This window comes from Pseudotabrizicola sp. (assembly GCF_030656345.1).
Taxonomy (GTDB): domain Bacteria; phylum Pseudomonadota; class Alphaproteobacteria; order Rhodobacterales; family Rhodobacteraceae; genus Pseudotabrizicola.
Map to the genome: position 1 here is coordinate 19,148 of NZ_JAUSNR010000019.1, position 25,242 is coordinate 44,389.

General features: G+C 64.5%; 30 protein-coding genes. 16 read left to right on the forward strand and 14 right to left on the reverse strand.

Annotation, left to right across the window (positions count from 1 at the left end):
* The first annotated feature begins 70 nt into the window (after window positions 1-70).
* Window positions 71-685 carry a molybdenum cofactor guanylyltransferase MobA gene (gene mobA / locus Q7J44_RS10365; protein WP_304879558.1) on the forward strand — a complete coding sequence of 205 codons (615 nt, stop codon included), beginning with the start codon at window positions 71-73 and terminating at the stop codon, window positions 683-685.
* Entirely contained in the window at window positions 675-1,532 is an 858-nt protein-coding gene (locus Q7J44_RS10370; protein WP_304879561.1) for a molybdopterin guanine dinucleotide synthesis, read from the forward strand. Before mobA ends, Q7J44_RS10370 begins: the two co-directional genes overlap by 11 nt.
* Here Q7J44_RS10370 and Q7J44_RS10375 read toward each other — a convergent pair.
* From Q7J44_RS10375 to Q7J44_RS10400, 6 genes are all read right to left on the reverse strand, one after another.
* Window positions 1,524-1,745 (reverse strand): sulfurtransferase TusA family protein, encoded by a 222-nt coding sequence (locus tag Q7J44_RS10375; protein ID WP_304879563.1) that lies wholly within the window; start codon window positions 1,743-1,745, stop codon window positions 1,524-1,526. The two genes, Q7J44_RS10370 and Q7J44_RS10375, sit on opposite strands and share 9 nt — an antisense overlap.
* 14 nt (window positions 1,746-1,759) lie before the next feature.
* Window positions 1,760-2,563, reverse strand: a complete 804-nt coding sequence (locus Q7J44_RS10380; RefSeq protein ID WP_304879565.1) for a 3-deoxy-manno-octulosonate cytidylyltransferase — start codon at window positions 2,561-2,563, stop codon at window positions 1,760-1,762.
* 2 nt (window positions 2,564-2,565) lie between these two features.
* A complete protein-coding gene (kdsA, locus tag Q7J44_RS10385; RefSeq protein ID WP_304879567.1) occupies window positions 2,566-3,393 on the reverse strand; it encodes a 3-deoxy-8-phosphooctulonate synthase in 828 nt (275 codons plus the stop codon).
* 7 nt (window positions 3,394-3,400) lie between these two features.
* Window positions 3,401-4,366, reverse strand: a complete 966-nt coding sequence (locus Q7J44_RS10390; protein WP_370693005.1) for an SIS domain-containing protein — start codon at window positions 4,364-4,366, stop codon at window positions 3,401-3,403.
* 74 nt (window positions 4,367-4,440) lie between these two features.
* Complete coding sequence (locus tag Q7J44_RS10395; RefSeq protein WP_304879571.1) at window positions 4,441-5,505, reverse strand: AbrB family transcriptional regulator; 1,065 nt, start codon at window positions 5,503-5,505, stop codon at window positions 4,441-4,443.
* The gene (locus tag Q7J44_RS10400; protein ID WP_304879573.1) at window positions 5,499-5,702 is read right to left on the reverse strand and encodes a SlyX family protein; all 204 of its coding nucleotides are present in this window, start codon (window positions 5,700-5,702) and stop codon (window positions 5,499-5,501) included. Before Q7J44_RS10400 ends, Q7J44_RS10395 begins: the two co-directional genes overlap by 7 nt.
* A 74-nt stretch (window positions 5,703-5,776) precedes the next feature.
* On the opposite strand from Q7J44_RS10400, the gene hisS reads away from it, so the two are divergent.
* The 4 genes from hisS to Q7J44_RS10420 all read left to right on the forward strand — a co-directional run bounded on the left by hisS (window position 5,777) and on the right by Q7J44_RS10420 (window position 9,609).
* The gene (gene hisS / locus Q7J44_RS10405) at window positions 5,777-7,384 is read left to right on the forward strand and encodes a histidine--tRNA ligase (protein WP_304879575.1); all 1,608 of its coding nucleotides are present in this window, start codon (window positions 5,777-5,779) and stop codon (window positions 7,382-7,384) included.
* Window positions 7,384-8,490 carry an ATP phosphoribosyltransferase regulatory subunit gene (locus Q7J44_RS10410; protein ID WP_304879577.1) on the forward strand — a complete coding sequence of 369 codons (1,107 nt, stop codon included), beginning with the start codon at window positions 7,384-7,386 and terminating at the stop codon, window positions 8,488-8,490. The genes hisS and Q7J44_RS10410 overlap by 1 nt, the downstream gene beginning before the upstream one ends.
* Window positions 8,487-9,191 (forward strand): ATP phosphoribosyltransferase, encoded by a 705-nt coding sequence (gene hisG / locus Q7J44_RS10415; RefSeq protein WP_304879579.1) that lies wholly within the window; start codon window positions 8,487-8,489, stop codon window positions 9,189-9,191. Before Q7J44_RS10410 ends, hisG begins: the two co-directional genes overlap by 4 nt.
* 64 nt (window positions 9,192-9,255) lie before the next feature.
* Window positions 9,256-9,609, forward strand: coding sequence for a hypothetical protein (locus tag Q7J44_RS10420; RefSeq protein WP_304879581.1), 354 nt, complete (start codon window positions 9,256-9,258; stop codon window positions 9,607-9,609).
* Here Q7J44_RS10420 and Q7J44_RS10425 read toward each other — a convergent pair.
* Both Q7J44_RS10425 and Q7J44_RS10430 read right to left on the reverse strand, forming a co-directional pair.
* Entirely contained in the window at window positions 9,606-11,609 is a 2,004-nt protein-coding gene (locus Q7J44_RS10425; protein ID WP_304879583.1) for an NADPH-dependent 2,4-dienoyl-CoA reductase, read from the reverse strand. The two genes, Q7J44_RS10420 and Q7J44_RS10425, sit on opposite strands and share 4 nt — an antisense overlap.
* A gap of 76 nt (window positions 11,610-11,685) precedes the next feature.
* Window positions 11,686-12,546, reverse strand: a complete 861-nt coding sequence (locus tag Q7J44_RS10430) for a zinc-ribbon domain-containing protein (RefSeq protein ID WP_304879586.1) — start codon at window positions 12,544-12,546, stop codon at window positions 11,686-11,688.
* Window positions 12,547-12,747: 201 nt separating this feature from the next.
* Here Q7J44_RS10430 and Q7J44_RS10435 point away from each other — a divergent pair, with 201 nt between their 5' ends.
* From Q7J44_RS10435 to Q7J44_RS10455, 5 genes are all read left to right on the forward strand, one after another.
* A complete protein-coding gene (locus tag Q7J44_RS10435; RefSeq protein ID WP_304880350.1) occupies window positions 12,748-13,419 on the forward strand; it encodes a cell division ATP-binding protein FtsE in 672 nt (223 codons plus the stop codon).
* On the forward strand, window positions 13,416-14,312 hold the full coding sequence (locus tag Q7J44_RS10440) for an ABC transporter permease (protein ID WP_304879588.1): 897 nt from the start codon (window positions 13,416-13,418) through the stop codon (window positions 14,310-14,312). Before Q7J44_RS10435 ends, Q7J44_RS10440 begins: the two co-directional genes overlap by 4 nt.
* Window positions 14,312-15,040, forward strand: coding sequence for a lysophospholipid acyltransferase family protein (locus Q7J44_RS10445; RefSeq protein ID WP_370692991.1), 729 nt, complete (start codon window positions 14,312-14,314; stop codon window positions 15,038-15,040). Before Q7J44_RS10440 ends, Q7J44_RS10445 begins: the two co-directional genes overlap by 1 nt.
* A gap of 69 nt (window positions 15,041-15,109) precedes the next feature.
* Window positions 15,110-15,814: an MgtC/SapB family protein gene (locus tag Q7J44_RS10450; protein WP_304879589.1), complete on the forward strand. Its 705-nt coding sequence runs from the start codon at window positions 15,110-15,112 to the stop codon at window positions 15,812-15,814.
* A gap of 59 nt (window positions 15,815-15,873) precedes the next feature.
* Window positions 15,874-16,479, forward strand: coding sequence for a pyridoxamine 5'-phosphate oxidase family protein (locus tag Q7J44_RS10455; protein ID WP_304879591.1), 606 nt, complete (start codon window positions 15,874-15,876; stop codon window positions 16,477-16,479).
* An 11-nt stretch (window positions 16,480-16,490) separates the two neighbouring features.
* On the opposite strand, the gene Q7J44_RS10460 is transcribed toward Q7J44_RS10455, so the two are convergent.
* The 3 genes from Q7J44_RS10460 to Q7J44_RS10470 all read right to left on the reverse strand — a co-directional run bounded on the left by Q7J44_RS10460 (window position 16,491) and on the right by Q7J44_RS10470 (window position 19,012).
* Window positions 16,491-16,805 carry a multidrug efflux SMR transporter gene (locus Q7J44_RS10460; RefSeq protein ID WP_304879593.1) on the reverse strand — a complete coding sequence of 105 codons (315 nt, stop codon included), beginning with the start codon at window positions 16,803-16,805 and terminating at the stop codon, window positions 16,491-16,493.
* Window positions 16,802-17,761: an acetyl-CoA carboxylase carboxyltransferase subunit alpha gene (locus Q7J44_RS10465; RefSeq protein WP_304879594.1), complete on the reverse strand. Its 960-nt coding sequence runs from the start codon at window positions 17,759-17,761 to the stop codon at window positions 16,802-16,804. Before Q7J44_RS10465 ends, Q7J44_RS10460 begins: the two co-directional genes overlap by 4 nt.
* Window positions 17,762-18,055: 294 nt before the next feature.
* Window positions 18,056-19,012, reverse strand: coding sequence for an L-malyl-CoA/beta-methylmalyl-CoA lyase (locus tag Q7J44_RS10470; RefSeq protein WP_304879596.1), 957 nt, complete (start codon window positions 19,010-19,012; stop codon window positions 18,056-18,058).
* 186 nt (window positions 19,013-19,198) lie between these two features.
* Here Q7J44_RS10470 and Q7J44_RS10475 point away from each other — a divergent pair, with 186 nt between their 5' ends.
* Window positions 19,199-19,822, forward strand: a complete 624-nt coding sequence (locus Q7J44_RS10475; RefSeq protein ID WP_304879599.1) for an isoprenylcysteine carboxylmethyltransferase family protein — start codon at window positions 19,199-19,201, stop codon at window positions 19,820-19,822.
* A gap of 161 nt (window positions 19,823-19,983) precedes the next feature.
* A complete protein-coding gene (locus Q7J44_RS10480; protein WP_304879601.1) occupies window positions 19,984-20,844 on the forward strand; it encodes a D-amino-acid transaminase in 861 nt (286 codons plus the stop codon).
* Between the two features lie 29 nt (window positions 20,845-20,873).
* On the opposite strand, the gene Q7J44_RS10485 is transcribed toward Q7J44_RS10480, so the two are convergent.
* The 3 genes from Q7J44_RS10485 to Q7J44_RS10495 form a co-directional block, all read right to left on the reverse strand.
* Entirely contained in the window at window positions 20,874-21,194 is a 321-nt protein-coding gene (locus Q7J44_RS10485; protein ID WP_304879604.1) for a DUF1244 domain-containing protein, read from the reverse strand.
* Window positions 21,195-21,249: 55 nt separating this feature from the next.
* A complete protein-coding gene (locus Q7J44_RS10490) occupies window positions 21,250-22,140 on the reverse strand; it encodes a calcium-binding protein (protein ID WP_304879608.1) in 891 nt (296 codons plus the stop codon).
* Window positions 22,141-22,323: 183 nt separating this feature from the next.
* On the reverse strand, window positions 22,324-23,076 hold the full coding sequence (locus Q7J44_RS10495) for an N-formylglutamate amidohydrolase (RefSeq protein WP_304879611.1): 753 nt from the start codon (window positions 23,074-23,076) through the stop codon (window positions 22,324-22,326).
* A gap of 132 nt (window positions 23,077-23,208) precedes the next feature.
* On the opposite strand from Q7J44_RS10495, the gene pyk reads away from it, so the two are divergent.
* The 3 genes from pyk (at window position 23,209) to rpmI (ending at window position 25,239) form a co-directional block, all read left to right on the forward strand.
* Window positions 23,209-24,654, forward strand: coding sequence for a pyruvate kinase (gene pyk, locus Q7J44_RS10500; protein WP_304879613.1), 1,446 nt, complete (start codon window positions 23,209-23,211; stop codon window positions 24,652-24,654).
* Between the two features lie 27 nt (window positions 24,655-24,681).
* Window positions 24,682-24,906, forward strand: coding sequence for a hypothetical protein (locus Q7J44_RS10505; protein WP_304879616.1), 225 nt, complete (start codon window positions 24,682-24,684; stop codon window positions 24,904-24,906).
* A 132-nt stretch (window positions 24,907-25,038) separates the two neighbouring features.
* A complete protein-coding gene (rpmI, locus tag Q7J44_RS10510) occupies window positions 25,039-25,239 on the forward strand; it encodes a 50S ribosomal protein L35 (protein ID WP_300855159.1) in 201 nt (66 codons plus the stop codon).
* Window positions 25,240-25,242: the final 3 nt, after the last annotated feature.

Sequence of the window (25,242 nt, forward strand, 5' to 3'; positions counted from 1 at the left end):
TGAATCTTGACGGCCCTGCTTACATGATGGTGGCGATGCGCGAAAGCGCCGGCTTAGGACAGGACAGATCATGCAGCGTGCCGGGCCGATCGGCGTCATTCTGGCGGGCGGGCAATCGCGGCGCATGGGCGGGGGTGACAAGGGGTTGCTGAGCTTGGATGGCCACAGCATCCTGCACCATGTGATCGCTCGCTTGTCACCACAGGTGCAGCGCATGGCGATCAATGCCAATGGCGATGCCACGCGCTTTGCCCCGTTCAACCTGCCCGTGCTGCCCGACCCGGTGCCGGGCCTCCCCGGCCCGCTGGCGGGGGTGCTTGCGGCGATGGACTGGGCGGCGGGCCTTGGCGCGGCCACGGTGATCACCGTGGCCGCTGATACGCCGTTCTTTCCCACCGATCTGGTCACGCGCCTGCAAGCAGCGGGCGGTTCTGCAGGGTTCAGCCTTGCCGCAACCGGCAAGGATACCGCGCCCGACTGGCACCCGGTGTTTGGCCTTTGGCCGGTCGCGCTGCGCCATATCCTCCGCCAAGATCTGTTGGCCGGGCAACGCAAGGTGAACACATGGGCGGTGCAGAACGGGGCGCGGCCGGCGCTGTTTGCAGGCACCAACCCGTTTTTCAACATCAACACGCCCGAGGATCTGGCCATCGCGCGCGCGCGCATCGCCCGCCATGAGGTTTGACCGCGTCGCCATCCTCGACTGGTCCGCAGCCAAAGGGCCAAAGCGTGGCAAGGATTCGATATGGCTGGCTGTGGCGGCACCTCAAGGCTGCACCGCCCACAACATCGCCACCCGGCCCGCCGCCGAGGCCGCACTTACGGCGCTGATTGCCGATTCTCTGGCCCAGAACCACCGTCTGCTGCTAGGCGCGGATTTCGCTTTTGGCGCGCCAGAGGGGTTCGTCGCCCGGCTGACCGGACAGCCCGATGCGCTGTCATGGTGGGGCTGGCTGGCAGACCGGGTGACCGATACGCCCGGAAATGTCAGCAATTACCGCCAGATCGCCGCCCAGATGAACAGCGCCTTTGCCGGCGACGGCCCGTTCTGGGGCAATGGCGAAAAAATCCCCACCCCCGGCCTGCCCCGCCTGAAACCCGTTTTGCCGCCCGGTCTGGCCACGCATCGCGCCACCGATCTGGTCGCGCGCGGGCCGGGGGCGTCGCCAAAGCCCATCTGGCAACTGGCGGGGGCAGGGGCGGTGGGGGCGCAGGTGCTGACCGGGGTGCCAGTGCTGGAACGGCTGCGGCAGCGTTTCACCGGGCAGGTCTCGGTCTGGCCGTTTGAGCCGCCAACCACGCCCATCGTGCTGGCCGAGGTATATCCGTCGCTGCTGGCCGCAGTCGTCCGCCGCCACGTGGCCGCCACCGGCATGGTCGCGGATGAGGCACAGGTGCGGCTGTTGGCCGCAGCACTTCACCGCCTTGGCCCCACTGAGATGAAACGGCTGTTCACCCTGCCCCACCCCGTGCCGGAGGAGGGCTGGATTCTGGGTGCGGGTCACGCCGCATTGCTGCAAGCGTCAGGCTGACCCTTTGCGGATCAGAAACACATGCGCGGTACCGTCCTGATCTACCGCCAGCAACGTATCCCCCGACTGGCTGCAATAATGCGGCATGTCGATGACAGAGGCCGGATCGGTCGCCACCACCCGCAGCACCTGCCCGGGCTGCATCGCCAGCAACCGCTTGCGCGCGCGCAAAACCGGCAGCGGGCACAACAGCCCCGCGGCATCAAGCTCCACGTCCCAACCCGCCGTCAATCCCAGCCCATCCGCGCCAGATACCCCTCGATCAGCGGCACATCGCTTGGGTTGTTCAGCTCCCAGAACACCGCTCCGGGGGCAGATACCTCGACCATGCGGATAGGGTGGCCGTTTTCCAGAAACCGCAGCTGCTCCAGCCCCTCCAGCCCCTCCAGCGGCCCCGGCTCCCAACTCTGATAGGCCGCCAGTGCCGAAGGGCGATAGGCGTAGACACCGACATGATGGAACACCGGCACCTTGCCGTTCACAATGCCGCGGCCGTTGGTGAAGGGGATCACCTCTTTCGAGAAATACAGCGCCCGTCCGGCCCGGTCAGCCACCACAGTGGTGGCCCCCACGCGGCCGGCGCGGCGGTCCATCAGCAGGTTTTCCACCGTCTCCGGGTCACAGCGCAAAAACGGCGTCGCCATGCTGCATTCTGGATCGGCGCGCATGGCGTCGATCAGCGCGGTCACGAAATGGGCCGGCGTCAGCGGGGCATCGCCTTGCAGGTTCACCACGATATCCGCCGTGATGCCCGCCACCGCAACCGCTTCGGCCACCCGCTCGGTGCCGTTGCGGCAGGTGTCAGAGGTCATGATCACATCAGCCCCGATCCGTCGCGCCTCATCGGCGATGCGTTCGTCATCGGTGGCGACATAGATCGGGATCTGCCCACAGGACGCGGCCCGCCCCGCCATCACAGACCGCTCAATCAGGCTGCGCGCCACGCCCTTGGCCCCGGTCAGCGCCACCAGCGGTTTACCGGGATAGCGCGTGCTGGCAAAGCGTGCCGGAATAATGATGCAGGCGTCCATGCTTACAGCCCCTTTGCCAGACGATCAAAAGCGCACAGCGTGCCGATCAGCGCCTTCATATTGTGAAGATGGATCATGTTCGGCCCGTCGCTGGGTGCGGTGTCAGGGTCTTCATGGGTTTCGATAAACAGCGCCGACACCCCGACCGCACAGGCCGCCCGCGCCAGCACCGGCGCAAACTGCCGCTGCCCGCCTGATGACCCGCCCAGCCCGCCGGGCTGCTGCACCGAATGGGTGGCATCAAACACCACCGGCCAGCCGGTTTCCGCCATCGTCGGCAGACCGCGGAAATCGGTGACCAAAGTGTTATAGCCAAACGACGTCCCGCGCTCGCACAGCATGATCCTCCGGTTGCCGGTGCTTTCCACCTTGGCCGCGACGTTTTTCATGTCCCAGGGGGCCAGAAACTGCCCCTTCTTGATGTTGATCGCCAAGCCGGTTTCACCCGCCGCCAGCAACAGATCGGTCTGGCGGCACAGGAACGCCGGGATCTGCAGCACGTCGACAGCCTGCGCCGCAATCGCGCAATGCGCCGGTTCGTGCACATCGGTCAGCACCGGCACGCCATATTCGGCGCGGATGTCGGACAGGATGCGCAACCCCATCTCCATCCCCAGGCCCCGGTTGGTGCTGAGCGATGACCGGTTGGCCTTGTCATAGCTGGCCTTGAAGATGAACTTGGTGCCCGTGGGCGCACACGCGTCCAGCAACCCTTCGCAGATCATCCGGGCGTGGGCAGAGCTTTCCAGCTGGCACGGGCCAGAGATCAGCGCAATCGGCGCATTCCCCCCGATTGCAATATCGCCCACAGTTACGGTTTGCTGATCCATCAGTCCCTCACATCACGCCAATGCGCAAAAGATCGTGCAGATGCACGATCCCCACGGGCCGCCCGTCTTCGCAAACAAACAGCGCAGAAATTTTCGACTTGTTCACAATCGCCAGAGCCTCAGCCGCCAGAGTTTGCGGGGCCACGGTTTTCGGGTTTTTCGTCGCCACATCGCCCGCCGTACGGTCCAGCAGCCCGACAATGTTGCGCCGCAGGTCCCCATCGGTGACCACGCCCACCAACATGCCTGCCGCGTCCACCACGCCGGTCACGCCCAGACCACCCGCCGTCATTTCGCGCACCACATCCTGCATCGGGGCATCCTGCGCCACCAAAGGCACCGCAGAATGCATCACCTGCCGAACCAGCGTCAGCTGCGCGCCCAGCTTGCCGCCGGGGTGATAGGTGCGGAACTGGTCCGCCTCAAACCGCCGCGCCTCCATCAACGCCACCGCCAGCGCATCGCCCAGGCCCATCATCAGCGTGGTCGACGTGGTCGGGGCCATGCCGATGGCACAGGCCTCGGGCAGATCGGGGATGGTCAGCCGGTAGTTTACTGCACGCATCAAGGTGCTGGCCGGGTCGCGTGACAACCCGATCAGCGGAATGGCGAACCGGGCGCAATGTGCGATCAGGTCACGCAGTTCCGACGTCTCACCGCTGTTGGACAGCAGGATGCAGATGTCATCCGGCGTGACCATGCCCAGATCGCCATGGCTCGCTTCAGCCGGATGCACGAACAGCGATGGCGTTCCGGTCGAGGCCAGTGTGGCCGCAATCTTGCGCGCTACATGCCCCGATTTGCCGATCCCCGACAGCACCGCACGGCCCTTCAGATCCAGCAGCGCCGTCACCGCGCCGGCAAAATCAGCGGGCAGCGCCGCCGCCAGCGTCAGCAGCGCCTCCCCCTCGATCCGCAGCACACGGGTTGCGGCGCGGCAATGCGCCTCGGCAGTCAGGGCGGGCAATGTCATGTCAGCCATCGGGCGGGCCTTCCTTGGGTCGCGCCTGTAGTGCCACGCGTGGCCCCGCCTGTCCAGAACCGGGCCTAGCGCTTCAGAAACCAGCGCGCCCCGATCTGCGCCGCAAACACCGCCATCGCAATCCGCACCACATGATGCGCAGTCACATAAATCGCGCTGATGTTCAGGCTCAGCGCGATCAGGCTCATTTCCGCCAGCCCTCCGGGGGCAAAGGCCAGGAACACCGCCGCCACCGGCTCCCCCACCAGCGCGTGCAGCGCCAACGCAAAGCCAAAGGCCAGCGCCATCACCGCCGCGCCGTTCAGCACCGCCAACAGCCCGGCCCGCCGCAGCATGGCACCCGTCACCCCGGCAAAGCGCGCGCCCAGCCCGGTGCCCAGCACCACCTGCGTGAGCGAGATCAGCCACCCCGGCGGCACGTCTTCCACCCAGCCCAGCCCATGCGCCAAAGCCGACAGGATCAGCGGCCCGGTGATGATCCACGCCGGAATCCGGCACAGCCGCGCCAGCCAGACCCCCACGCCACCACAGACCAGCAGCACCAGCACATCGCGCAAGCTCAGCGCCACATCAGCCCCCGTCATCTGCACGCCAGAGGCAGAGCCGACAGAATGCCCCGTCACACCCAGAAAGATCAGCGGCACCGCAATGATGGTCAGGATCAGCCGCAAGAACTGCATCACTGTCAGCAGCCGCACATCGGCCCCGGCCTCTTCGCCCAACTGCACGCTTTCGATCAGCCCGCCCGGCAGCGCGCAGAAAAACGCGTCCACTTGCGCCAGCCCGCCCCGGCGAAAGATCACATAGCCCAGCCCATGCGCCACCGGCACGAACACCAGCAGCGCCAGCAGGCTCGGGCCCCAGCCCAGGGCCTCCCGCGCGACTTGCGGGGTGAACGCCCCGCCAATCGCCACCCCGATCACCGGCACAAAGGCCATGCGCAGCCGCATCGGCATGGTGACCGCGCGGCCAAGGGGCCGCCAACCCATCGCCGCCGTCACCCCCACCGCCAGAAGCGAGCCCAGCAGGTAACCCAGCGGCAGCCCCAAAGCCGCCGCCAGCATCCCGCCCGCAGCCCCGATCGCAAGCGTCAGCGCCAGTGCCGGAATGTCCACCCGCAGATCTACCAATGCGGCGGCCTCACATTGGCGGCGGGCGCGCCCCCGGCCCCGTCTTCGCGCTCGGCCTCGCGTTCCACCAGCAGGCCGACCAGCCGGGTCAGCCGGTCAATCTCCTTTTGCTGCGCGCTCACCACGTCCGACAGATCATCGACCGCCCGCAGCAGATGCGCCATCCGCTCTTCCATGCTGTCAATCCGGTCCATCATCCACCTGTGCCGCTTGCCGCCATCCCCCCCATCCGTTACAGGATGCCCGGCAAAGATCGAAGGGCCAAACCGCCATGTCCGACGCGAAAATCCGCCGCCCAAGGGCCGAAACCCCCAAAGGCTTCCGCGATTACTTCGGGGCCGAAGTGACCGAACGAAAGGCCATGCTGGACAAGATCGCTGCGGTCTATCACCGCTATGGTTTTGATCCGCTGGAAACCAGCGCGGTGGAAACCGTTGAATCTCTTGGTAAATTCCTGCCGGACGTCGACCGCCCGAATGAGGGCGTGTTCGCGTGGCAGGAGGATGAGGCCGACTGGCTGGCCCTGCGCTACGACCTGACAGCACCCCTTGCACGGGTGGCTGCACAATACCGCAACGACCTGCCATCGCCCTACCGCCGCTATGCGATGGGGCCGGTCTGGCGCAACGAAAAGCCCGGCCCGGGCCGATTCCGCCAGTTCTATCAATGCGATGCCGATACCGTGGGCGCGCCATCGGTCGCCGCCGACGCCGAAATCTGCGCCATGCTGGCCGACGCGCTGGAAGCCGCAGGGATTGAGCGCGGCGATTATGTGGTCAAGGTCAACAACCGCAAGGTGCTGAATGGGGTGATGGAGGTGGCGGGCGTTCTCGACCCGTCAGACCCGGAGAAATTTGCTGACGAACGCGGCATCGTCCTACGAGCAATCGACAAGATCGACCGGCTAGGGGTTGAGGGCGTTCGCGCGCTTCTGGGTGAGGGTCGCAAAGATGCCAGCGGCGACTTTACGAAGGGCGCAGGACTTTCGGAGTCCCAAATACGAGTGCTGATGCAGTTCATCCAAGCAAAAATGTATATTGACCAAGAATTGGCACTCGGTTCGGTTAAGTTTGCGCGAATTGATCACCCTGCAGCAGAAATTTTCCATGCAGCAGCGCTTCGACAAGACAGTCCGACCAAGAAAGCGCTAGTCCTTCGAAACTTGTTCACATGCTCTTACTTGGGAGAAATTGTAGGAAACTCAGCGCAGGGCAAACAAGGTGCGCTAGAACTTTTCGAGATAGCTTTCACCTTAGGTCAGTTAGGCTACGGCCCAGACCGCATCGTGATTGACCCCGGCGTCGTCCGGGGCTTGGGCTACTACACCGGCCCGGTCTACGAGGCGGAACTGACCTTCGAAATCCTCGACGAAAAGGGCCGCAAGCGCCAGTTCGGCTCCGTCGCAGGCGGGGGCCGCTACGACGACCTCGTGAAACGCTTCACCGGCCAGTCCGTACCCGCCACCGGCGTCTCCATCGGTGTCGACCGCCTGCTCGCCGCCCTGCACGCCAAGGGTCGCATCAGCACCGACACCACCGGCCCCGTCGTCGTTACCGTGATGGACCGTGACCGCATGGCCGATTACATGTCCATGGTCAGCGATCTGCGCAACGCGGGCATCCGCGCCGAAACCTACCTCGGCAACCCGAAAAACTTCGGCAACCAGTTGAAATACGCCGACAAACGCAACTCCCCCATCGCCATCATTCAGGGCGGGAATGAGGCGGATGCGGGCACTGTCATCCTCAAAGACCTGATCCTCGGCGCGAAGATCGCGCAGAACGCCACGCTGGAGGAATGGAAAGACCGCCCCGCACAGGTCGAAGTCCCGCGTGCAGACCTCGTCGCCGCCGTGCGCCGGATGCTGGACCAGAACTGATGCGCACAGGGGCCGAACGCAGCCTGTCCGACCGCCTTGCCGCGTGGTTCACCGATCAGGGGGCCACGCTGGTCGAGGCCGATATCCTGCTGCCCGCCGAAACCCTGCTGGACCTCTATGGCGAAGATATCCGCGCCCGCGCCTACATGACCGTCGATCCGGTGCAGGGCGAAATGATGCTGCGCCCGGACTTTACCGTGCCGGTGGTGCAGCAGCACATGGCGGGCGGTGCCGACCCCGCCACCTATGCCTATTCCGGCCCGGTGTTTCGCAAACAGACCCACGCGGGCGACCGCCCTTCGGAATACCATCAGGCCGGGATCGAGATCTTCCGCCGCGACGAGCCCGAAGCGTCTGACGCGCGCGTTTTTGCCCTGATCGACCGCGTTCTGCGCGAAAACGGCCTGACCCTGCGCCCGGTCACCGGAGATATCGGCATCCTGATGGCCGCCGTGCGCGGCCTTGCCACCACCGAGCGCCGCAAACAGGCGCTGTTGCGCCACATCTGGCGGCCCCAACGCTTCCGCGCCTTGCTCGACCGTTTCTCGGGCCGCGCCCCGGTGCCTGCGGCCCGCAAGAACCTGCTTGACCGTCTGGCCGCAGGCACCCCCGCCGATCTGATCGCGCAGGCTGGCACCTTCACCGGCCTGCGCGGCGAGGCCGAAATCACCGCCCGAGTGCAAGCCCTGACCGAAGACGCACAAACCCCGCCGCTGAACGCGCCCGAGGCCGCGCTGCTCTATGACCTGCTCTCCCTGCAAGCCCCGTCGCGCGCCGCGCTGCAGCACCTGCGCGGCATCGCGCCGATGCTGCCCGCCATCACCCCGGCGGTGGACCGCTTTGCGGCGCGGCTCGACGCTCTCAACGCGCAAGGCATCGACACCGAAACCCTGCCGTTCGAGGCCAGCCATGGCCGGACCAGTCTGGAATACTACGATGGCTTCGTCTTCAGCTTCCACGCCGACGACCCGGCTTTGCCCCCCTTATCCAGCGGCGGACGTTATGATGCGCTGACCGCCGTGCTGGGGCAGGGCAAATCCATCCCTGCCGTTGGCGGCGTGATCCGCGCCGGGCTGATGGCCCGGTTGATGGGGGACCAGTCATGATCAAGATCGGCGTGCCGTCCAAAGGGCGGCTGATGGAGAAAACCTTTGACTGGTTCGGCGCGCGCGGCGTCACCCTGCGGCTGTCGGGGGCCGAGCGCGAATATGCGGGCAAGGTTGATGGCATCGATGGCGTGGAACTGGTGCTGCTGTCGGCGGGCGAGATCCCGCGCGAACTGGCCGCCGGGCGCATCCATCTTGGCGTCACCGGGTCTGACCTTGTGCGCGAGAAACTGGCCGACTGGCCGTCACAGGTGGCCGAACTGGCCCCGCTTGGCTTTGGCCATGCCGACCTGATCATCGCGGTGCCAGTCGCGTGGATCGACGTTGACACACTCGATGATCTGGACGCCGCCGCTGCTGCTTTCCGCAAAACCCACGGCTTTCGCCTGCGCATCGCCACCAAATACCACCGGCTGGTGCGCGATTTCGTGACCACGCATGGCGTGGCCGATTACCAGCTGGTCGACAGTCAGGGGGCCACCGAAGGCACGGTCAAGAACCTGACCGCCGAGGCGATTGCCGACATCACCTCATCGGGCGAAACCCTGCGTGCCAACCACCTCAAGGTGCTGTCCGACGCGGCCATCCACGCCAGCCAGGCCGTGCTGTTCCTGTCGCATCAGGCAGACTGGGCACCGGAAAACCGCGCGGCCCTTGCGGCTCTTGCAGCAAAACTGCACATCACGGTGCCGAATACCTGACCTTGCCGGCCCTTTGAAACCGCAGCGCAGTGCGTTAACGTTTGGGCAAGTGAAGGAGGTTCCGATGACCCGTGCCCGCATCCTGCTGTGCCTTGCCGCCCTGATGCCGCTGCCTGCAGCGGCTCAGGATCTCGCCTCGGCTGATGCGATCCGCGCGACGATTGTCGGCAATACCGTGCGCGGGTCGATGGTCGCCTCGGGGGGGTTCACCGAATATTACGCGCCCGACGGGGCCATCCGTGGCCCGGATTATGCGGGGCAATGGTCGATCACCGGCAACCGCATGTGCTTTGGCTATGACGGCAACCCCGCCAGTTGCTGGGCTGTCCGGGTAAGCGGGCGCAATGTGGTCTGGGTCGGCAGCGGCGGGGATGAGGGCACGGGCACGATCTTGCCCGGCAACCCCAACAACTTCTAAAGCGCCGCCGCCAGCCGCGCGCCCTGATCAATTGCGCGTTTGGCGTCCAGTTCCGCCGCCACATCGGCACCGCCGATGATGTGCGGCGTGATCCCGGCCGCCATCAGCGCCTCGGCCAGCCCGCGTTCGGGCACCTGCCCGGCGCACAGGATCACATCATCGACCGGCAGCAACGCTTCCACCCCGTCGCGCTCGATCAACAGCCCGGCTTCGGTGATCGCCTTGTAACTGACCCCGCCCAGCATCTTCACACCCTTGGCCGCCAGTGCCGCGCGGTGAATCCAGCCGGTGGTCTTGCCCAAGCCCCGCCCCGGCTTTTCCGCCTTGCGCTGAAGCAACCAGACTTCGCGTGCGGGCGCTTCGGGTGCGGGCAGCGCAAGGCCCCCGGCAACCTCTGCCGGATCGCCCACGCCCCATTCGCGCCGCCACAGGGCGAAATCCTCGGTCGGGCTTTCGCCCTGATGCACCAGAAACTCAGCCACATCAAAGCCGATGCCCCCGGCCCCGATCACCGCCACGCGGTGGCCCACCTCTGCCCCGCGCAGCGTTTCCAGATAACCCAAAGCACTGTCCTGCCCCGGAATTCCCGGATCACGCGGGGCAACGCCGGTGGCAATCACGACCGCTTCAAACCCGGCCAGTGCTTCTGCCGTGGCCTCTGTGCCCAGTGCCAGCTCTACTGATGACCGCTCCAGCATGGTGGTGAACCATGCGATCAGCCCGCGAAACTCTTCCTTTCCGGGGACGGATGCCGCCAGATGCAACTGGCCGCCCACCCGGTCCGCGCGGTCAAACAGCACCACCTGATGCCCGCGACCTGAGGCCACCAGCGCCGCCATCATCCCCGCAGGACCCGCACCCACAACGGCCACCCGTTTGGGCGCATCCGTGGGCGCATAGACCAGTTCTGTTTCATGACAGGCACGCGGGTTCACCAGACAGCTGGTCAGCTTGCCGCTGAACGTGTGGTCCAGACAGGCCTGATTGCAGGCAATACAGGGCGCAATCTCTTCCGCCCGCCCCGCCGCCGCCTTTGCGACGAAATCGGCATCGGCCAGAAAGGGCCGTGCCATCGAAACCATATCGGCCAGACCCGCCGCCAGAACCGCCTCACCCACCCCTGGCGTGTTGATCCGGTTCGAGGTGATCACCGGAATCCCCACATGCGGCCGCAGCCGCGCCGTCAGCCAGGTAAAGGCCGCCCGCGGCACCGAGGTGGCAATCGTCGGCACCCGCGCCTCGTGCCAGCCGATGCCGGTGTTCAGCAGGCTCGCCCCTGCCGCCTCGACCCGCTTTGCCAGTTCCACCACCTCATCCCAGGTTGAGCCATCGGGGATCAGGTCGATCAGGCTGATCCGGTAGATCAGTATGAAATCGGGGCCGACCGCTTCGCGCACCCGGCGCACCACCTCGACCGGCAGGCGCATCCGGTTTTCATAGCTGCCGCCCCAACCGTCCTCACGCCGGTTGGTGTGGCGCACCAGAAACTGGTTCAGGAAATACCCCTCCGAGCCCATGATCTCCACTCCGTCATAGCCCGCCTCACGGGCGCGGACGGCAGCGGTGACGATATCGGCGATCTGCTTCTCGATTCCGTCCGCATCCAGCGCGCTTGGCACAAAGGGCGAGATCGGGGATTTCAGCGCCGACGGGGCCACGCATTCCTTGCCATAGGCATAGCGACCCGCATGCAGGATCTGCATGGCAATCAGACCGCCCGCCGCATGCACTGCATCGGTGACCCGGCGGTGATTGGCGATATCGACATCGCTGAACAGCCCCGCAGCCCCCGGAAACACCCCGCCTTCACGGTTCGGGGCCATGCCGCCGGTCACGATCAGCCCGACACCCCCCGCAGCGCGCGCCGCGTAGAACGCGGCCACCCGGCCCCAGTCGCCGGTTTCTTCCAGCCCGGTGTGCATCGACCCCATCAGCACACGGTTGCGCAGACGGATATGCCCCAGATCCAACGGGGCAAGCAGATGGGGATAGGTGGTCATGATGTCCTCCGGCAACCTGCGCGCAGCATGGCCGTCGGCGGCAGGCTTGTCACCCGCAACGCGGCGTCACCGCAGGTCAACCGCCGGTCAGGCCGTTCAGCGCCCCGGCCGCCTGCCGCATCAACCCATCCACCGACAGGCGCAGCGAGTCGATCATAGCCACATATGAGGCCATCGCATCGGCGGCACCCGGCATCTGGGCCGAGATTTCAGGGGCCATCACATACAGCGCCACAGCCACAGCCGCCAACAGCAGCGCCAGCACAAAGCCGGACCGGAACCCCGATCCCGATGACGCCGCTTTTGCTGCCCGCGCCTCTTCCCGGCTGACCGCACTGTCATTGGGCCGCAGGCTGGAGTTGATCTCTTCGATATCGGGCAACAGATCACGCCGGGCGGCAGCGCGCGGCGGCGGCACAGCCTCGCCCTTCATGGTGGCAATCCGCCGGTCGGTTTCCGTGCGCGCCGATGCGGTGGCCGCCGCCGCCGCAGCCGCTGAGCCCACGACGGGTGATACGGGTGGCGGCAGGCCCAGATCGCCCTGCATCTCGATGCCGCCGCTGTCAGCCCTGCGCGCGGCCATCTCTAACTCTGCCTCTTCGCGCAGGATGGCCAGCACATCGGCGTCCAGCACCCGTTTTACCGGCGCGGACCCTGCCCCGGGTGGTGGCAGTGGCGTCATGTCATCTTCGTCATCCGGGTCATCGGCGGGCGCATCGGTCTGGGCCACGGCTGCGGGCACATCGGCCACCGCCTCCGGCTCGGGGTCGCGGTACAGATCGTCGGTCAGATCGTCGGTCAGATCGTCTTCGAAGCTGTCGCGCATCTGAAACCACGCATGGCCACAGCTGGAACATTGCACGTCACGCCCGGCGTCCGGAATGGCGCTGTCGTCCACCTCATACTGGGCGTCGCAATTCGGACAGATCAGACGCATGCCACAAAACCCTTTCCCGGCTTTTCCCGGATGTTAACAGACACTAGCAACGATATGTCACAAGGCCAAGAGTTTGTCGGTCCCCCCAAGCCGCTGTTCCTCTGGCGCTTTCGCAACACCGGGGCATCTGTCCTGCCCGTCCGCGATTGTATCCGCCCCCGCTTTGCGCAATTCTGCCACCATGCCATGGGGGGCCACCGAGTGATCGCGTTCGAGAATGTGGGTTTCAACTATGGCGGCGGCGAATTGCTGTCCGATGTCACCCTGCGCCTTGCGCCGGGGTCGTTTCACTTTCTGACCGGGCCGTCGGGGGCGGGAAAGTCCACCTTCCTCAAGCTGGCCTATGCCGAATTGCGGCCCACAGCGGGCCGGGTGTCGATCTTTGACCGCGATGCGCGGATGATGACCCGCGACGATGTCGCGCTCAGCCGCAGGCGCATCGGCGTAGTGCATCAGGATTGCCAGTTCCTCGACCACCTGCCGCTGGCCACCAATGTTGCCCTGCCGCTGACCGTAGCCAGCCGCACAGGCGATGCGCAGGATCTGACGGCGCTGCTCGATTGGGTGGGTCTGGGCAAGCTGGCCGATGCCTTGCCGCCGCAACTGTCGGGCGGGGAACGTCAGCGGGCCGCCCTTGCCCGCGCCATCATCATGTCGCCCGATGTCATTCTTGCTGATGAACCCACCGGCAATCTGGACTGGGAAATGTCTTTGCGCCTGCTGACGCTGCTGGTCGAGCTGAACCGGATGGGCAAGACCATCCTGATCGCCACCCATGACATGAACCTGATCCGGCAGGCAAAATCGCAGCTGGCAGCAAGGGTGCTGCGCATCCAGAACCGCCGGGTGCAGCTTGCGGGGGCCGATCTGTGAAATTTACCCTTCCCGCCCTTCTTGCGCCTGACCGGCAGGCCGACCGCGTGGTGCCTCCCTCGGGCTTTACCGCGCAGCTGACCCTGTTCACTTCGGGTTCCATGGCGTTTCTGGCGGTGTTCGCATTGGCCCTCTCGCTGGCTTCGGGTCGGCTGGCCGACCGCTGGGGCTCGGCGCTTGCGGGCACGGCCACGATCCGCATCTCGGCCCCGCCGGAACAGCTGGATACGCAAGTGGCCGCCGTTCTGGCCCTGCTGTCGACCACGCCCGGCATCGCATCGGCCCGCGCGCTGGACACCGCAGAACAGCGCACCTTGCTGGAACCGTGGTTCGGCCCCGACCTGCCGATAGATGCCCTGCCGCTGCCGCGCCTGATTGAACTGTCCGAAGGCTCACCCGGCTATGACAGCGAAGGCCTGCGGCTGCGCCTGAGCGCCGAGGCGCCGGGGGCGGTGCTGGATGACCACACCCGCTGGCGCCGCCCGATGGCGCAGGCGGCGGAGCGGCTGCGCCTGCTGGGCGCGCTGTCGCTGATCCTGATCGCCGGATCGACGGCGGCGATGATCACGCTGGCCGCCAATTCCGCCCTGTCCGCCAACCTGCCGGTCATTCGCGTGCTGCGGCTGGTGGGCGCAAAGGATGCCTATATCGTCCGCGCCTTCGTGCGCCGCTTCACCTTGCGCGCGCTGACCGGGGCGGCTATCGGCACGGTTCTGGCGATGATCGGCATCGCCCTGCTGCCCCGCGCAGATGACGCAGGCGCATTCCTCACTGGGCTGGGGTTTCAGGGCGCGGGCTGGCTTTTGCCGCTGCTGTTGCCACCCGTTGTTGCTGTTCTGGCCTTTGCCGCCACCCGACATGCCGCCTTCCGCACCCTGAAAGGGCTGACCTGATGCTTGCCGTCCGCTGGACCCTGTCGCTGTTGTTCAACATCCAGATGTATCTGGCCATGGCCGTCATCGCCGTGGTCTTCGCGCCATGGGCGCTGGTGTCGCGCGAAGGGGCTTTTGCCGCCTGCCACAGCTATTGCCGCTGGGTGATCTTCACCGCCCGCGTCATGCTGGGTTTGAGGGTCGAGGTGCGCGGCACGCCGCCCACGGATGAAGTGATCGTCGCCGCCAAGCACCAGAGTTTCTTCGACATTCTGGTGATCTTCAACGCCATCCCGCGCGGCAAGTTCATCATGAAGCGCGAACTGATCTACACCCCCTTCCTTGGCCAGTATGCCCAGCGCATCGGCTGTGTCTTCGTCGATCGTGGCAAGCGCGGTGCCGCGATCTCGCGGATGAAGGCCGATGTCGCCAGAACCGCCGCCCATCCCGGCCAGCTGGTGATTTACCCGCAGGGCACCCGCGTTGCCCCCGGCGTGAACAAACCCTACAAGGTCGGCTCGGGGCTGATCTATGAGCAGCTGGGCCAGCCCTGCGTTCCGGTGGCGACAAATATCGGTGTGTTCTGGCCAAAGCGCGGCATCCTGCGCAAGCCCGGCACCTGCGTCGTGGATTTCCTGCCCCGGATCGAACCCGGTCTGCGGGTGGCGGATTTCATGAAGCGGCTGGAGCATGATATCGAAACCACCTCCGACGCCCTGCTGGTCGAGGCCGGGTTCCGCAAACCCTGAACAGCGGGACGGGCCGACAGGCAGTCATTGCGCAGACGGAACCGGATGGGCCATCCGGGGTTCTGCCAGATGACATTTGACAGTTTTTTGACCATCCTCCTCTCCGCCCCGCTCATGCTGCCGCTGATCGGCAGTCTGATCACCGGCGCACTGATCGGCGGCGAGCGCGAGGTGCATGGCAAGCCCGCCGGTCTGCGCACGCATACGCTGGTCTGCTTCGGGTCCGCACTGATGATGCTGATCGCGGCCCATCAGGCATCTTGGGACACCGCGCTGATGTCAGACACCCAGATCGTCAGCGACATGTCCCGCATGCCGCATGCCATTCTGACCGGCATCGGTTTTCTCTGCGCCGGGGTGATATTCCGCGAAGGGCTGTCGGTGCAGGGCCTGACCACGGCTGCCTCGCTCTGGGTCACGGCATCGCTGGGCATCGTCTATGGGGCGGGGATGCTGGAACTGGCTATCATCGGTACGCTGATCGTTCTGGCGGTGCTGGTGGCGCTGCGGGTGATGCAGATCGTGCTGCCGGTCCACATCGGGCTGCGCATCAGCGTCACCGCCAAGCCCGGTTTCCGCTGTGCCGATCTGACACGGCAGCTTGCGGCCCATCGTCTGACAGCCGGCCATGTTGCCCTGAGCCGCACCAGCGACGAGGTAACCCTCACCACCACGGTAAACCAGCCCGTGCGCGGCCTTGATCTGGATGCCCTGTCCGCAACCCTGCAGGAAAACCCGCTGGTGCAGAAGGTCTCACTTGACCCGGCGGAATGACCCGGCCATCACTCGGCTTGCCCCAGGCCACAACGTCCGGGCCATTGACAAGGACAGCCATGATCCCGATCACCGATCTTGACAGCCTGCACGCGCTATACGGCACCGCTGGCGAGGCTGCACTGCGCAAGGTCACGCCGGTTTTGACCCCGGCCTACCGTACATGGATTGAACGGTCACGCTTTTGCGTCCTCACCACCGTCGGGCCAGAGGGCACCGATGGCAGCCCACGCGGCGATGACGGCCCGGTCGTGATGGTGCGGGATGACCGCACCCTTGCCCTGCCCGACTGGCGCGGCAATGAACGCATCGACAGCCTGCGCAACATTGTGCGCGATGGCCGCGTCAGCCTGATGTTTCTGGTGGCGGGCAGCGTCAACGCCCTGCGCGTCAACGGTACCGCCATCGTCACCGCCGACCCAGCGCTTTGCGCGCGGTTCGACCGCGACGGCAAACAGCCCCGCAGCGTGATCGTGATCGGCATCGCCGAGGTCTATTCCCAATGCGCCCGCGCCCTGATCCGCGCCGCGTTGTGGTCATCAGGCGACCAGTCGGCGGGCCTGCCCAGCGTGGGCGACATGCTGCGCGAAATCACCGATGGTGGCATCGACGGCACTGCCTATGACACCGCATGGCCGATCCGCGCCGCCAAGACCATGTGGTAGCGGCAGCCCGGTCAGGCCAGCTTCAGCGCAACGATGCCGCCAAGGATCAGCAAGATCCCCAGAACCCGCACCGTATTGACCGGCTCACCGAACAGGATGACCGCCAGAATCGCGGTCCCCAATGTGCCGATCCCGACCCAGACAGCATAGGCCGTCCCCACCGGCAGATCTTTCATCGCCAGCGACAACAGCCAGAAGCTGGCCAAAGCGCCGATGATGGTCAGACCCGTGGGAACCGGCCGCGTAAAGCCGTCAGAATACTTCAGCCCGATCGCCCAGCCGGTTTCCAGCAGACCTGCCAGCAGAACCAGAATCCATGGGCTCACGCTGCAAGCCCTTTCGTTCCCATCTCGATGAACTTTGACCGCCGGTCCTTGATCAACGCCTCGGGCTTCTTGCCTGACAGCTCTTTCAGCATCGCCTCAATGCCCTTGCCCACCGCCTCGATGGTCTCGCGCGGACCGCGCTGCGCGCCGCCCATCGGTTCGTTGATGATCCGGTCAATCACGCCCAGCTTCTGCAGATCCTGCGCCGTCAGCCGCAGGGCCTCGGCGGCCTCGCGCATCTTTTCGGCATCTTTCCACAGGATGCTGGCGCAGCCCTCGGGCGAGATCACCGAATAAACGCTGTGCTCCAGCATCGCGACCCGGTTCGCAGTGGCAAAGGCCACCGCCCCGCCCGAGCCGCCTTCGCCGATCACGACCGAAATCAGCGGCACGCCGATTTCCAGACATTTCTGGGTGCTGCGCGCAATCGCCTCGGCCTGCCCACGCTCTTCCGCGCCTTTGCCGGGGTAGGCGCCGGGCGTATCGACCAGCGTGATCACCGGCAGCCGGAAGCGATCCGCCATCTCCATCAGCCGGATCGCCTTGCGATAGCCCTCGGGCCGCGCCATGCCGAAGTTGCGTGCAATCCGCGATTTGGTGTCATTGCCCTTTTCATGGCCGATCAGCATCACCGGCTGATCGTTGAACCGGGCAAGGCCGCCCATCACCGCGTGGTCATCGGCAAAATTCCGGTCGCCGGCCAGCGGGGTATATTCGCTGAACAGCGCCTCGATGTAATCTTTGCAATGCGGGCGTTCAGGGTGGCGCGCGACCAGACATTTGCGCCAGGGCGTCAGATCCTTGTACAGATCGCGCAGCATCGCCTCGGCCTTCTTGTCCAGCGCTTCGGCTTCCCGGGCGATATCCATTTCAGGATTGCCCCGCCCCATCGCCCGCAACTCTTCGGCTTTGCCTTCGATTTCGGCGAGGGGTTTTTCGAACTCAAGGTAATTCATCGGGCTCTCCGTGAAGGACAGGGCACTATATGCCTCTGCCCGCCCGGCAATGCAACTGTGGCCCCCGAACACCGCCATCAATCCGCACAGGGCATGGGGGACACCCCCCACAAACAGCAGCGCCCCGAACCGCTGGTTCGGGGCGTGCATCCTCCCCTTGATGCTGCGCGGGGGCCTCCTCTCCCCTGGTGCGCAGCGCGGGTATTCTTTTCAGACTGCCAGTATTTCAGGCGCTGATTTCAGACCATTGACCAGACTGTGTCAACTTGTCAACGATTCCCATATAACGCTGCGTCACAGGACAATCATTTCTGCCTGACGCACCACAACCTCGGCCTGTTTGATGCTGGCAATGTCGACCAGACGGCCTTTGTACACCGTGGCACCTTCGCCGCGCGCCTTTGCCGCCTCCATGGCGGCCAGAATCTCGCGTGCCTCGGTCACTGCTGCCTCGGACGGGGTGAACACCTCATTGGCCAGCGCCACCTGCTTGGGGTGGATCGCCCATTTGCCGACCATGCCCAGCGTGGCCGACCGCCACGCCTGCGCGCGGAAGCCTTCGTCATCGGAGAAATCGCCGAACGGCCCGTCCACCGGCAGGATGCCATGCGTGCGGCAGGCCGCCACGATCGCCACCTGCGCCCAGTGCCACGGGTCAGACCAGTGCTTCACCCCGTCACGCAACATGTAATAATTCTCCTGCGTCCCGCCGATCCCGGTGGTCTGCATCCCCATGCTGGCCGCAAAATCCGCAGCCCCCAGGCTCATAGCCTGCAAGCGCGGGCTGCTGGCGGCAATCTCTTCAACATGCGCGATTCCGGCGGCAGATTCGATGATCACCTCGAAACTGATCGGCTTTGTGCGCCCCTTGGCGCGCTCCACTGCCGTTACCAGCGCGTCCACCGCATAGACATCCGCCGCGCAGCCGACCTTGGGAATCATGATCTGGTCCAGCCGGTCGCCTGCCTGCTCCAGCAGATCGACCACATCGCGGTACCAGAACGGCGTATCCAGACCATTGATCCGCACCGACAGGGTTTTGGTCCCCCAGTCCACCGTGTTGATCGCCGCAATGATATTGGCGCGCGCGGCATCCTTGTCACCCGGCGCGACCGAGTCTTCCAGATCCAGATTGATCACATCCGCCGCCGAGGCCGCCATCTTTTCAAACAGGGCCGGGCGCGAGCCGGGACCGAACAGCTGGCAGCGGTTCGGACGGGCGGGCGGTGTGGGTTGGATACGAAAGCTCATCGGGGCCTCGGGCAAGTTAATTTCACGACTCTGCACCGCAGCGATAGATTATTGCGTGATCGCGTGCAATCCCCCGTTTGCAGATGCAGCAATGGGCGCTGTTTGTCCGACGGCAAAATGCCTCACTTGACAGCACCACAGCGGCGGGAGCCATGTCGCGCCAGCCAAGCAACAGGAATGCACGCCATGTCCACCGCCACTGCCCTCCACGCGCCGGTCAACCAGAAACTGCGCATCGCCGCTCTGCGGGCCGCCTTTCTGGTGGCCCTGCCGCTGATCATCTTCTCGAAATCCGTGTGGATGGATCAGCACTGGGTCTTCGAGGTGATGGAAGTCACGGGCATCGCGCTGATCATCGTGGCAGTGCTGGGCCGGTTCTGGTCGGTGCTCTACATCGGAGCCCGCAAGAACGCGATGGTGATGCAGGATGGCCCCTATTCAATGATGCGGCACCCGCTGTATCTGTTCTCCACCATCGGTGTCGCAGGTTTTGGCCTGATGCTCGGTTCGGTCGTCCTGACTCTGATCATGACGGCCCTGTTCTTCACCATTCTGTCCATCACCGCCTCAAAGGAAGAGGCGTTTCTGCGCGCCGAATTTGGCCCGACCTATGATGCCTATGCCGCCCGCGTGCCCCGGATCATTCCGAAACCATCACTGTTCCGCACCGAAGGCGAAGTCACCTTCAACGTCCGCACCCTCCGGGTCAATCTGCAGGATGCACTGGTGTTTCTGGCGCTGATTCCGCTGGCAGAAGCGTCTGAAATGGTCAAAGACTACGGCCTGATCCCAACCTTTCCACTTTTCTGAATGATCACCGTCACCGCTGATACCTTCCCGCGCCCGGTCATCGCCGCTTGCCTTCTCAGCCCTTGACGGGCCGCTTCTGCTGGCCCAAGACCGCGACAACCTGCTGTTGTTCGACGAACACGGCATCCACCCGCCGCATCCGGCCCTATGGGGATAGCACCATGACCCGCACCGTCTATGTCAACGGCCAGTATCTGCCCGAGCACGAAGCCACCGTGTCGATTTTTGACCGGGGCTTTCTGATGGCAGATGGGGTGTATGAGGTGACATCCGTCCTCGACGGCAAGCTGATCGACTTTGACGGCCATATCAAACGCCTGCACCGCAGCCTGTCCGAACTCGACATGGCAGCGCCGTGCTCGGATGAAGAGCTGATCGCCATGCACCGTGAACTGGTGAAGCTGAACCACATCGACCAGGGCATGATCTATCTGCAGGTCACGCGCGGCAACCCCGGCGACCGCAGCTTTGTGTTCCCGCCCGCCGATCTGCCGCCGACCATCGTGGCATTTACGCAAGATATCCCCAACCTCGCCGATGCCCCCGCCGCCAAGACCGGCTTTCGCGTGATCTCGATCCCCGATCTGCGCTGGGACCGTCGCGATATCAAAACCGTGCAACTGCTGTACCCCTCAATGGGCAAGATGGCCGCTAAAAAGGCCGGGGTCGATGACAGCTGGTTTGTCGAGGACGGTGCCGTGACTGAAGGCACCTCGAACAACGCCTATATCGTCAAAGGCAACCGCATCATCACCCGCCAGCTGTCGACCGACATCCTGCACGGCATCACCCGCGTCGCCGTTCTGCGCTTCGCGGCTGAAGCGCAGTTTGAGGTCGAAGAACGCCCCTTCACCATTGAAGAGGCGCAAAACGCGGATGAGGCGTTCTCTACCGCTGCCAGCATCTTCGTCATGCCGGTGGTGGAAATCGACGGCAAAGCGGTCGGCAACGGCAAACCCGGCCCGGTCGCCCAGCGCCTGCGTGAGCTGTATCTGGACGAAATGCGCAAAGCCGCGATCTGATCGAAAGGCTGGCCTCAAAAGGCCAGCTTTCAATCCGCCTTGCCGACATTCTTCGCAAAAGCCTCGGCAAACGCCGCCTGCTTGTCGGCATCCGCCGGGGCCTGATGCGCGGCGACCCATTGGTCATAGGGCATGCCATAGACAATCTCGCGCGCGGCGGCCTTATCCATCTCGATCCCCCGGGCATTGGCCGCTTCCTGATACCAGCGGCTCAGGCAGTTGCGGCAGAACCCGGCCATGTTCATCAGATCAATGTTCTGCACATCGGGCCGCTTTTCCAGCAAATGATGCATCAGCGCACGAAAGGCTGCGGCCTCCAGCTCGGTTCGGGTCTGGTCATCCTGGGTCATATCATCCTCCTGCCCTGACAGCATGTCCTATCGGGGCAGGGGCGGCAACCCGGCGTCAGGCCGGTTCCAGAAACAGCCATGATGACGGGTCTGCCGACAGCTCTGCCACGGTCTGACCAATCAGCCGCACCGCAATCTGGCCATTCACCAACAGCACCGAATCTGTCAGCCCGTCCGCCCGGAGCAGAAGGCTGGCAGCGTCCGGGTCATCCAGCACCAGCGACAGGGCTTCGGTCTGATGGTCGAAATCGGTGATGATGGTCGCATTCTCGCCGCTGCGGTAGACAACGACAAACTCGTCAACGCCTGCGCCGCCGGTCAGGGTGTCGCCATCATCGCCGAACAGCAGATCATCCCCCGCGCCGCCTTCCAGAAGATCAGGGCCGCGCGCTGCTGCATTGCCCGAGACCACGCCATTGGTGATCCGCGACGAAATCTGATCCGCCGCGTCTTCGCCGAATGTGTCGGCAACGATCTCCCTGATCTCATCCGCAAGCTCTGGAAGCTCGTCTGCAATCAGGTCATACTCCACCCCGATCAGCGTATCGTTGCCCTCTCCGCCGTATAGGGTGTTTGACCCGCTGGACCCGATCAGCACATCAGCGCCAAACCCTCCGAACAGCACGTCATTCCCGCCCCCGCCGATCAGAAGGTCACGGCCCGTACCGCCTGCCAGCACGTCATTGCCGGCACCGCCCAAAAGAATATCATCCCCCGGGCCACCATTCAGCCGATCAGCCCCAGACCCGCCGAAAATAATGTCGTTGCCTTCCAGACCATTGATCAGATCGGGCCCGTTGCCACCCAGCAGGATATCCGGGTCAGAGGTTCCGTTCAGAAGCTCTTTTTCCTCATCGGCCGGGGCGTCATCGTCATCGCTGCCGCTGCTTCCGCCGAAAACCAGACCGCCTGCCAGCAAAAGGGGAAGGAAAAGCAAAAGTTCCACGGTTTACTCCACTGTCAGCCGGCCTGCGCCTGTAAATACCCAGCTGAGCTATGGGCTGAAAATTGCGTCCGTCAAGCCGCTTCAATCCTTGAGCAAAAAAAGCCTTTCCCCGCGAGGCGTGCGATAAAACAATGCCCGTTTTCTGTTACAGATTATCGCGTTTCACGCCACAATGTCCCGCGTTCAGCCCGCAACCGCCCCCAGCGCCGCCGTCAGAACCGGGGCCAGTCGCCGTGCCCAGTCCTGCTGCTGCGACTCGGTCCCGATCAGATCATTGCGCACTTCGATCAACGTGTTGTGCCGCCCCGGCTGCAGGGCATGGCGGTCAATCGCATCGCCGGGCAGATGGCCGGAGTAGGGCTCGTTATCGCCAACGCACCAGTCGGGCACGGTCTGCAATTCGCTGATCACCGCGCGCGACAGCCGCTCATCCTCGGGGCTGTGCAGCACGCCGATGTGCCAGGGCCGGGGCGGGCGGCCCTTGAGGCAGGGGGTAAAGGAATGGATCGCCAGAATCGCCCGGCCTTCGGCAATCTGCGCAAAGGCCGCGTGATAGGGCCGGTACAGCCGCTGCAACCGTTCCTCCACTTCCGCCGGGCCAACATGCCGGTTGGCCGGAATGATGGTGCCGTCATACAGCTTCATCACCAGCGTCGGGTCGTCTTCGCCCCGGTTCGGGTCGATCACCAACCGGCTGAAATCGGAACAGATCACCGGGCTGTCCAGCGCGGCACCCAGCGCAATCGCCAGACCCCGCGCGCCCACATCATAGGCGATGTGCCGCGCCATATCCTCCGGCGCGATGCCAAGCGTGCCGCCCAGCCACTCCGGCACCCGGTTGGTGGCGTGATCACAGGTCACCAGCCAGGGGCCCAACCGGCCTGCGCCAAGAACTTCAAAAGCTTCATGCCTGATTTCCGGGCGAAATTCTGTCATGCTTTCTTTACCCCGCCGTGCTTTTAACCGTTTAAGTCCTTTGGACCGAAAGCGCCAGTTGCCCCGCAGGTCTGATTGCTTTATTCCCACCCGTGGCCCACCACGAAGTGATAACCGAAGAAGGAACAAGGCATGAGACGCCTTCGGAATGTTAAGATCGTGGCCACTCTGGGCCCCGCATCCAATGATTATGAAATGATCCGCGCCTTGTTCGAGGCGGGGGCAGATGTCTTCCGCCTGAACATGAGCCATGGCACGCATGACGATATCCGCGCGCGCCACGCCATCATCCGGCAGGTCGAAGCTGACACCGGGCGTCCCATCGCCATTCTGGCCGATCTTCAGGGTCCCAAACTGCGTGTCGGAACATTCGCGGCGGAGTCGTATGATCTGGCCGATGGCGACAAGTTCCGCCTCGATCTGGATGCCACGCCTGGCGACGCCACCCGCGTGCAGCTGCCCCACCCCGAGATTTTTGCGGCCCTCGAACCCGGATCTTCGCTGCTGGTCAATGACGGCAAGATCCGCCTGATCGTTGACGATTGCGGCAAGGATTACGCCAATTGCACCGTCACCGTCGGCGGCGCGATTTCCAACCGCAAGGGCGTGAACGTCCCCGATGTGGTGCTGCCGCTGGCGGCCCTGTCGGAAAAAGATCTCAAGGATCTGGAATTCGCCTGCGAGCTGGGGGTCGACTGGCTGGCCCTGTCCTTCGTGCAACGCCCCGAAGACGTGATCGAGGCCAAGGCGCTGGCCCGTGGCCGTGCCGCCATCCTGTCGAAAATCGAAAAGCCCGCCGCTGTCAAAGCCTATGATGCGATTCTTGCCGTGTCAGACGGCATCATGGTCGCCCGTGGCGACCTTGGGGTTGAGCTGCCGGTCTATTCTGTGCCGCCGATCCAGAAACGTCTGGTCCGCAAGGCCCGCGCCGCCGCCAAGCCGGTGATCGTCGCCACCCAGATGCTGGAATCGATGATCGAATCGCCGATGCCCACGCGGGCAGAGGTGTCAGACGTCGCAACCGCCATCTATGAAGGTGCCGATGCGGTGATGCTGTCTGCTGAATCCGCTGCCGGGAAATTCCCGATCGAGGCGGTGACCACCATGAACAACGTGGCGATCTCGGTCGAAAGCGATCCGACCTATCGCCAGATCATCGAATCCAGCCGCAGCGTGGTCCGCTCCAGCGTGGCCGATGGCATCGTCTCTGCCGCGCGCGAAATCGCGGAATCGGCCGATATCAAGGCCATCGCCGTGTTTTCGCAGACCGGCACCACGGTCAGCCTTGTTGCCCGCGAACGCCCGCGCGTTCCGATCATCGCGCTGACCCCGCTCGTCAACACTGCGCGCCGGTTGTGCCTCACCTGGGGCACCCATTGCGTGATGACAGAAGAGCAGGACCGTTTCAAAGGTGCCGTCATCTCGGCCGTCCGCGCCGCGCGCCAGCACGGCTTTGCCTCGGAAACCGATCAGATCGTGCTGACCGCTGGTGTGCCGTTCAACGTGCAGGGCACCACCAACATCCTGAGGGTGGCCCCATGTGATGAGCGGTTGATTTACAAAGCCGATCCTGAATAATCCGTCACAGGATTACAGGGGGTGGCGATGGACTCTGATCTGATGTTCGTCATAGGGGCCGTTCTTGTGGCCCTGTCCGTCCCCTCGATGTTTTCCGCGCTTGCTGACAGCCGCCCGCCCCGGGCGGCTGCCATCATCCTGCTGATCGGCGGCACACTGGTGGTGATCGCGCTCAGCCAGAAACCCGGCGGGGTGGCGCTAGCCCAGATCCCCGACATCTTCTTCCGCGTCATCGCCCGCGTTGTGAACTGACCACGCAAAGGCCAAACGACTCTTTTGCCTTGCACCCAAACCGCCTCCCCCCTATAGGAGCCGTTCTGGAAAGCCTGCGGGGCCGGCCAACTTAGGCATGCCGAGTCGCGCATATGACGATTGGAGATCGAAATGCCCAAGATGAAGACCAAATCCGCTGCGAAGAAGCGCTTCAGCTTCACCGCGTCCGGTCGGGCCAAAGCCGGCGTTGCCGGCAAACGCCACGGCATGATCAAGCGTACGACCAAGTTCATTCGCGATGCTTCTGGTACGATGTTGCTGTCCGCTGCGGACACCAAGATCGTCAAGAAGTACATGCCCTACGACCGCTGAGGA

Coding starts and splice junctions, on each gene's coding strand:
- mobA (WP_304879558.1), top strand. CDS start 71: ATGCAGCGTGCCGGGCCGATCGGCGTCATTCTGGCGGGCGGGCAATCG.
- Q7J44_RS10370 (WP_304879561.1), top strand. CDS start 675: ATGAGGTTTGACCGCGTCGCCATCCTCGACTGGTCCGCAGCCAAAGGG.
- Q7J44_RS10380 (WP_304879565.1), bottom strand. CDS start 2,563: ATGGACGCCTGCATCATTATTCCGGCACGCTTTGCCAGCACGCGCTAT.
- kdsA (WP_304879567.1), bottom strand. CDS start 3,393: ATGGATCAGCAAACCGTAACTGTGGGCGATATTGCAATCGGGGGGAAT.
- Q7J44_RS10390 (WP_370693005.1), bottom strand. CDS start 4,366: ATGACATTGCCCGCCCTGACTGCCGAGGCGCATTGCCGCGCCGCAACC.
- Q7J44_RS10400 (WP_304879573.1), bottom strand. CDS start 5,702: ATGATGGACCGGATTGACAGCATGGAAGAGCGGATGGCGCATCTGCTG.
- hisS (WP_304879575.1), top strand. CDS start 5,777: ATGTCCGACGCGAAAATCCGCCGCCCAAGGGCCGAAACCCCCAAAGGC.
- Q7J44_RS10410 (WP_304879577.1), top strand. CDS start 7,384: ATGCGCACAGGGGCCGAACGCAGCCTGTCCGACCGCCTTGCCGCGTGG.
- hisG (WP_304879579.1), top strand. CDS start 8,487: ATGATCAAGATCGGCGTGCCGTCCAAAGGGCGGCTGATGGAGAAAACC.
- Q7J44_RS10420 (WP_304879581.1), top strand. CDS start 9,256: ATGACCCGTGCCCGCATCCTGCTGTGCCTTGCCGCCCTGATGCCGCTG.
- Q7J44_RS10425 (WP_304879583.1), bottom strand. CDS start 11,609: ATGACCACCTATCCCCATCTGCTTGCCCCGTTGGATCTGGGGCATATC.
- Q7J44_RS10430 (WP_304879586.1), bottom strand. CDS start 12,546: ATGCGTCTGATCTGTCCGAATTGCGACGCCCAGTATGAGGTGGACGAC.
- Q7J44_RS10445 (WP_370692991.1), top strand. CDS start 14,312: ATGCTTGCCGTCCGCTGGACCCTGTCGCTGTTGTTCAACATCCAGATG.
- Q7J44_RS10450 (WP_304879589.1), top strand. CDS start 15,110: ATGACATTTGACAGTTTTTTGACCATCCTCCTCTCCGCCCCGCTCATG.
- Q7J44_RS10455 (WP_304879591.1), top strand. CDS start 15,874: ATGATCCCGATCACCGATCTTGACAGCCTGCACGCGCTATACGGCACC.
- Q7J44_RS10465 (WP_304879594.1), bottom strand. CDS start 17,761: ATGAATTACCTTGAGTTCGAAAAACCCCTCGCCGAAATCGAAGGCAAA.
- Q7J44_RS10470 (WP_304879596.1), bottom strand. CDS start 19,012: ATGAGCTTTCGTATCCAACCCACACCGCCCGCCCGTCCGAACCGCTGC.
- Q7J44_RS10475 (WP_304879599.1), top strand. CDS start 19,199: ATGTCCACCGCCACTGCCCTCCACGCGCCGGTCAACCAGAAACTGCGC.
- Q7J44_RS10480 (WP_304879601.1), top strand. CDS start 19,984: ATGACCCGCACCGTCTATGTCAACGGCCAGTATCTGCCCGAGCACGAA.
- Q7J44_RS10485 (WP_304879604.1), bottom strand. CDS start 21,194: ATGACCCAGGATGACCAGACCCGAACCGAGCTGGAGGCCGCAGCCTTT.
- Q7J44_RS10495 (WP_304879611.1), bottom strand. CDS start 23,076: ATGACAGAATTTCGCCCGGAAATCAGGCATGAAGCTTTTGAAGTTCTT.
- pyk (WP_304879613.1), top strand. CDS start 23,209: ATGAGACGCCTTCGGAATGTTAAGATCGTGGCCACTCTGGGCCCCGCA.
- Q7J44_RS10505 (WP_304879616.1), top strand. CDS start 24,682: ATGGACTCTGATCTGATGTTCGTCATAGGGGCCGTTCTTGTGGCCCTG.
- rpmI (WP_300855159.1), top strand. CDS start 25,039: ATGCCCAAGATGAAGACCAAATCCGCTGCGAAGAAGCGCTTCAGCTTC.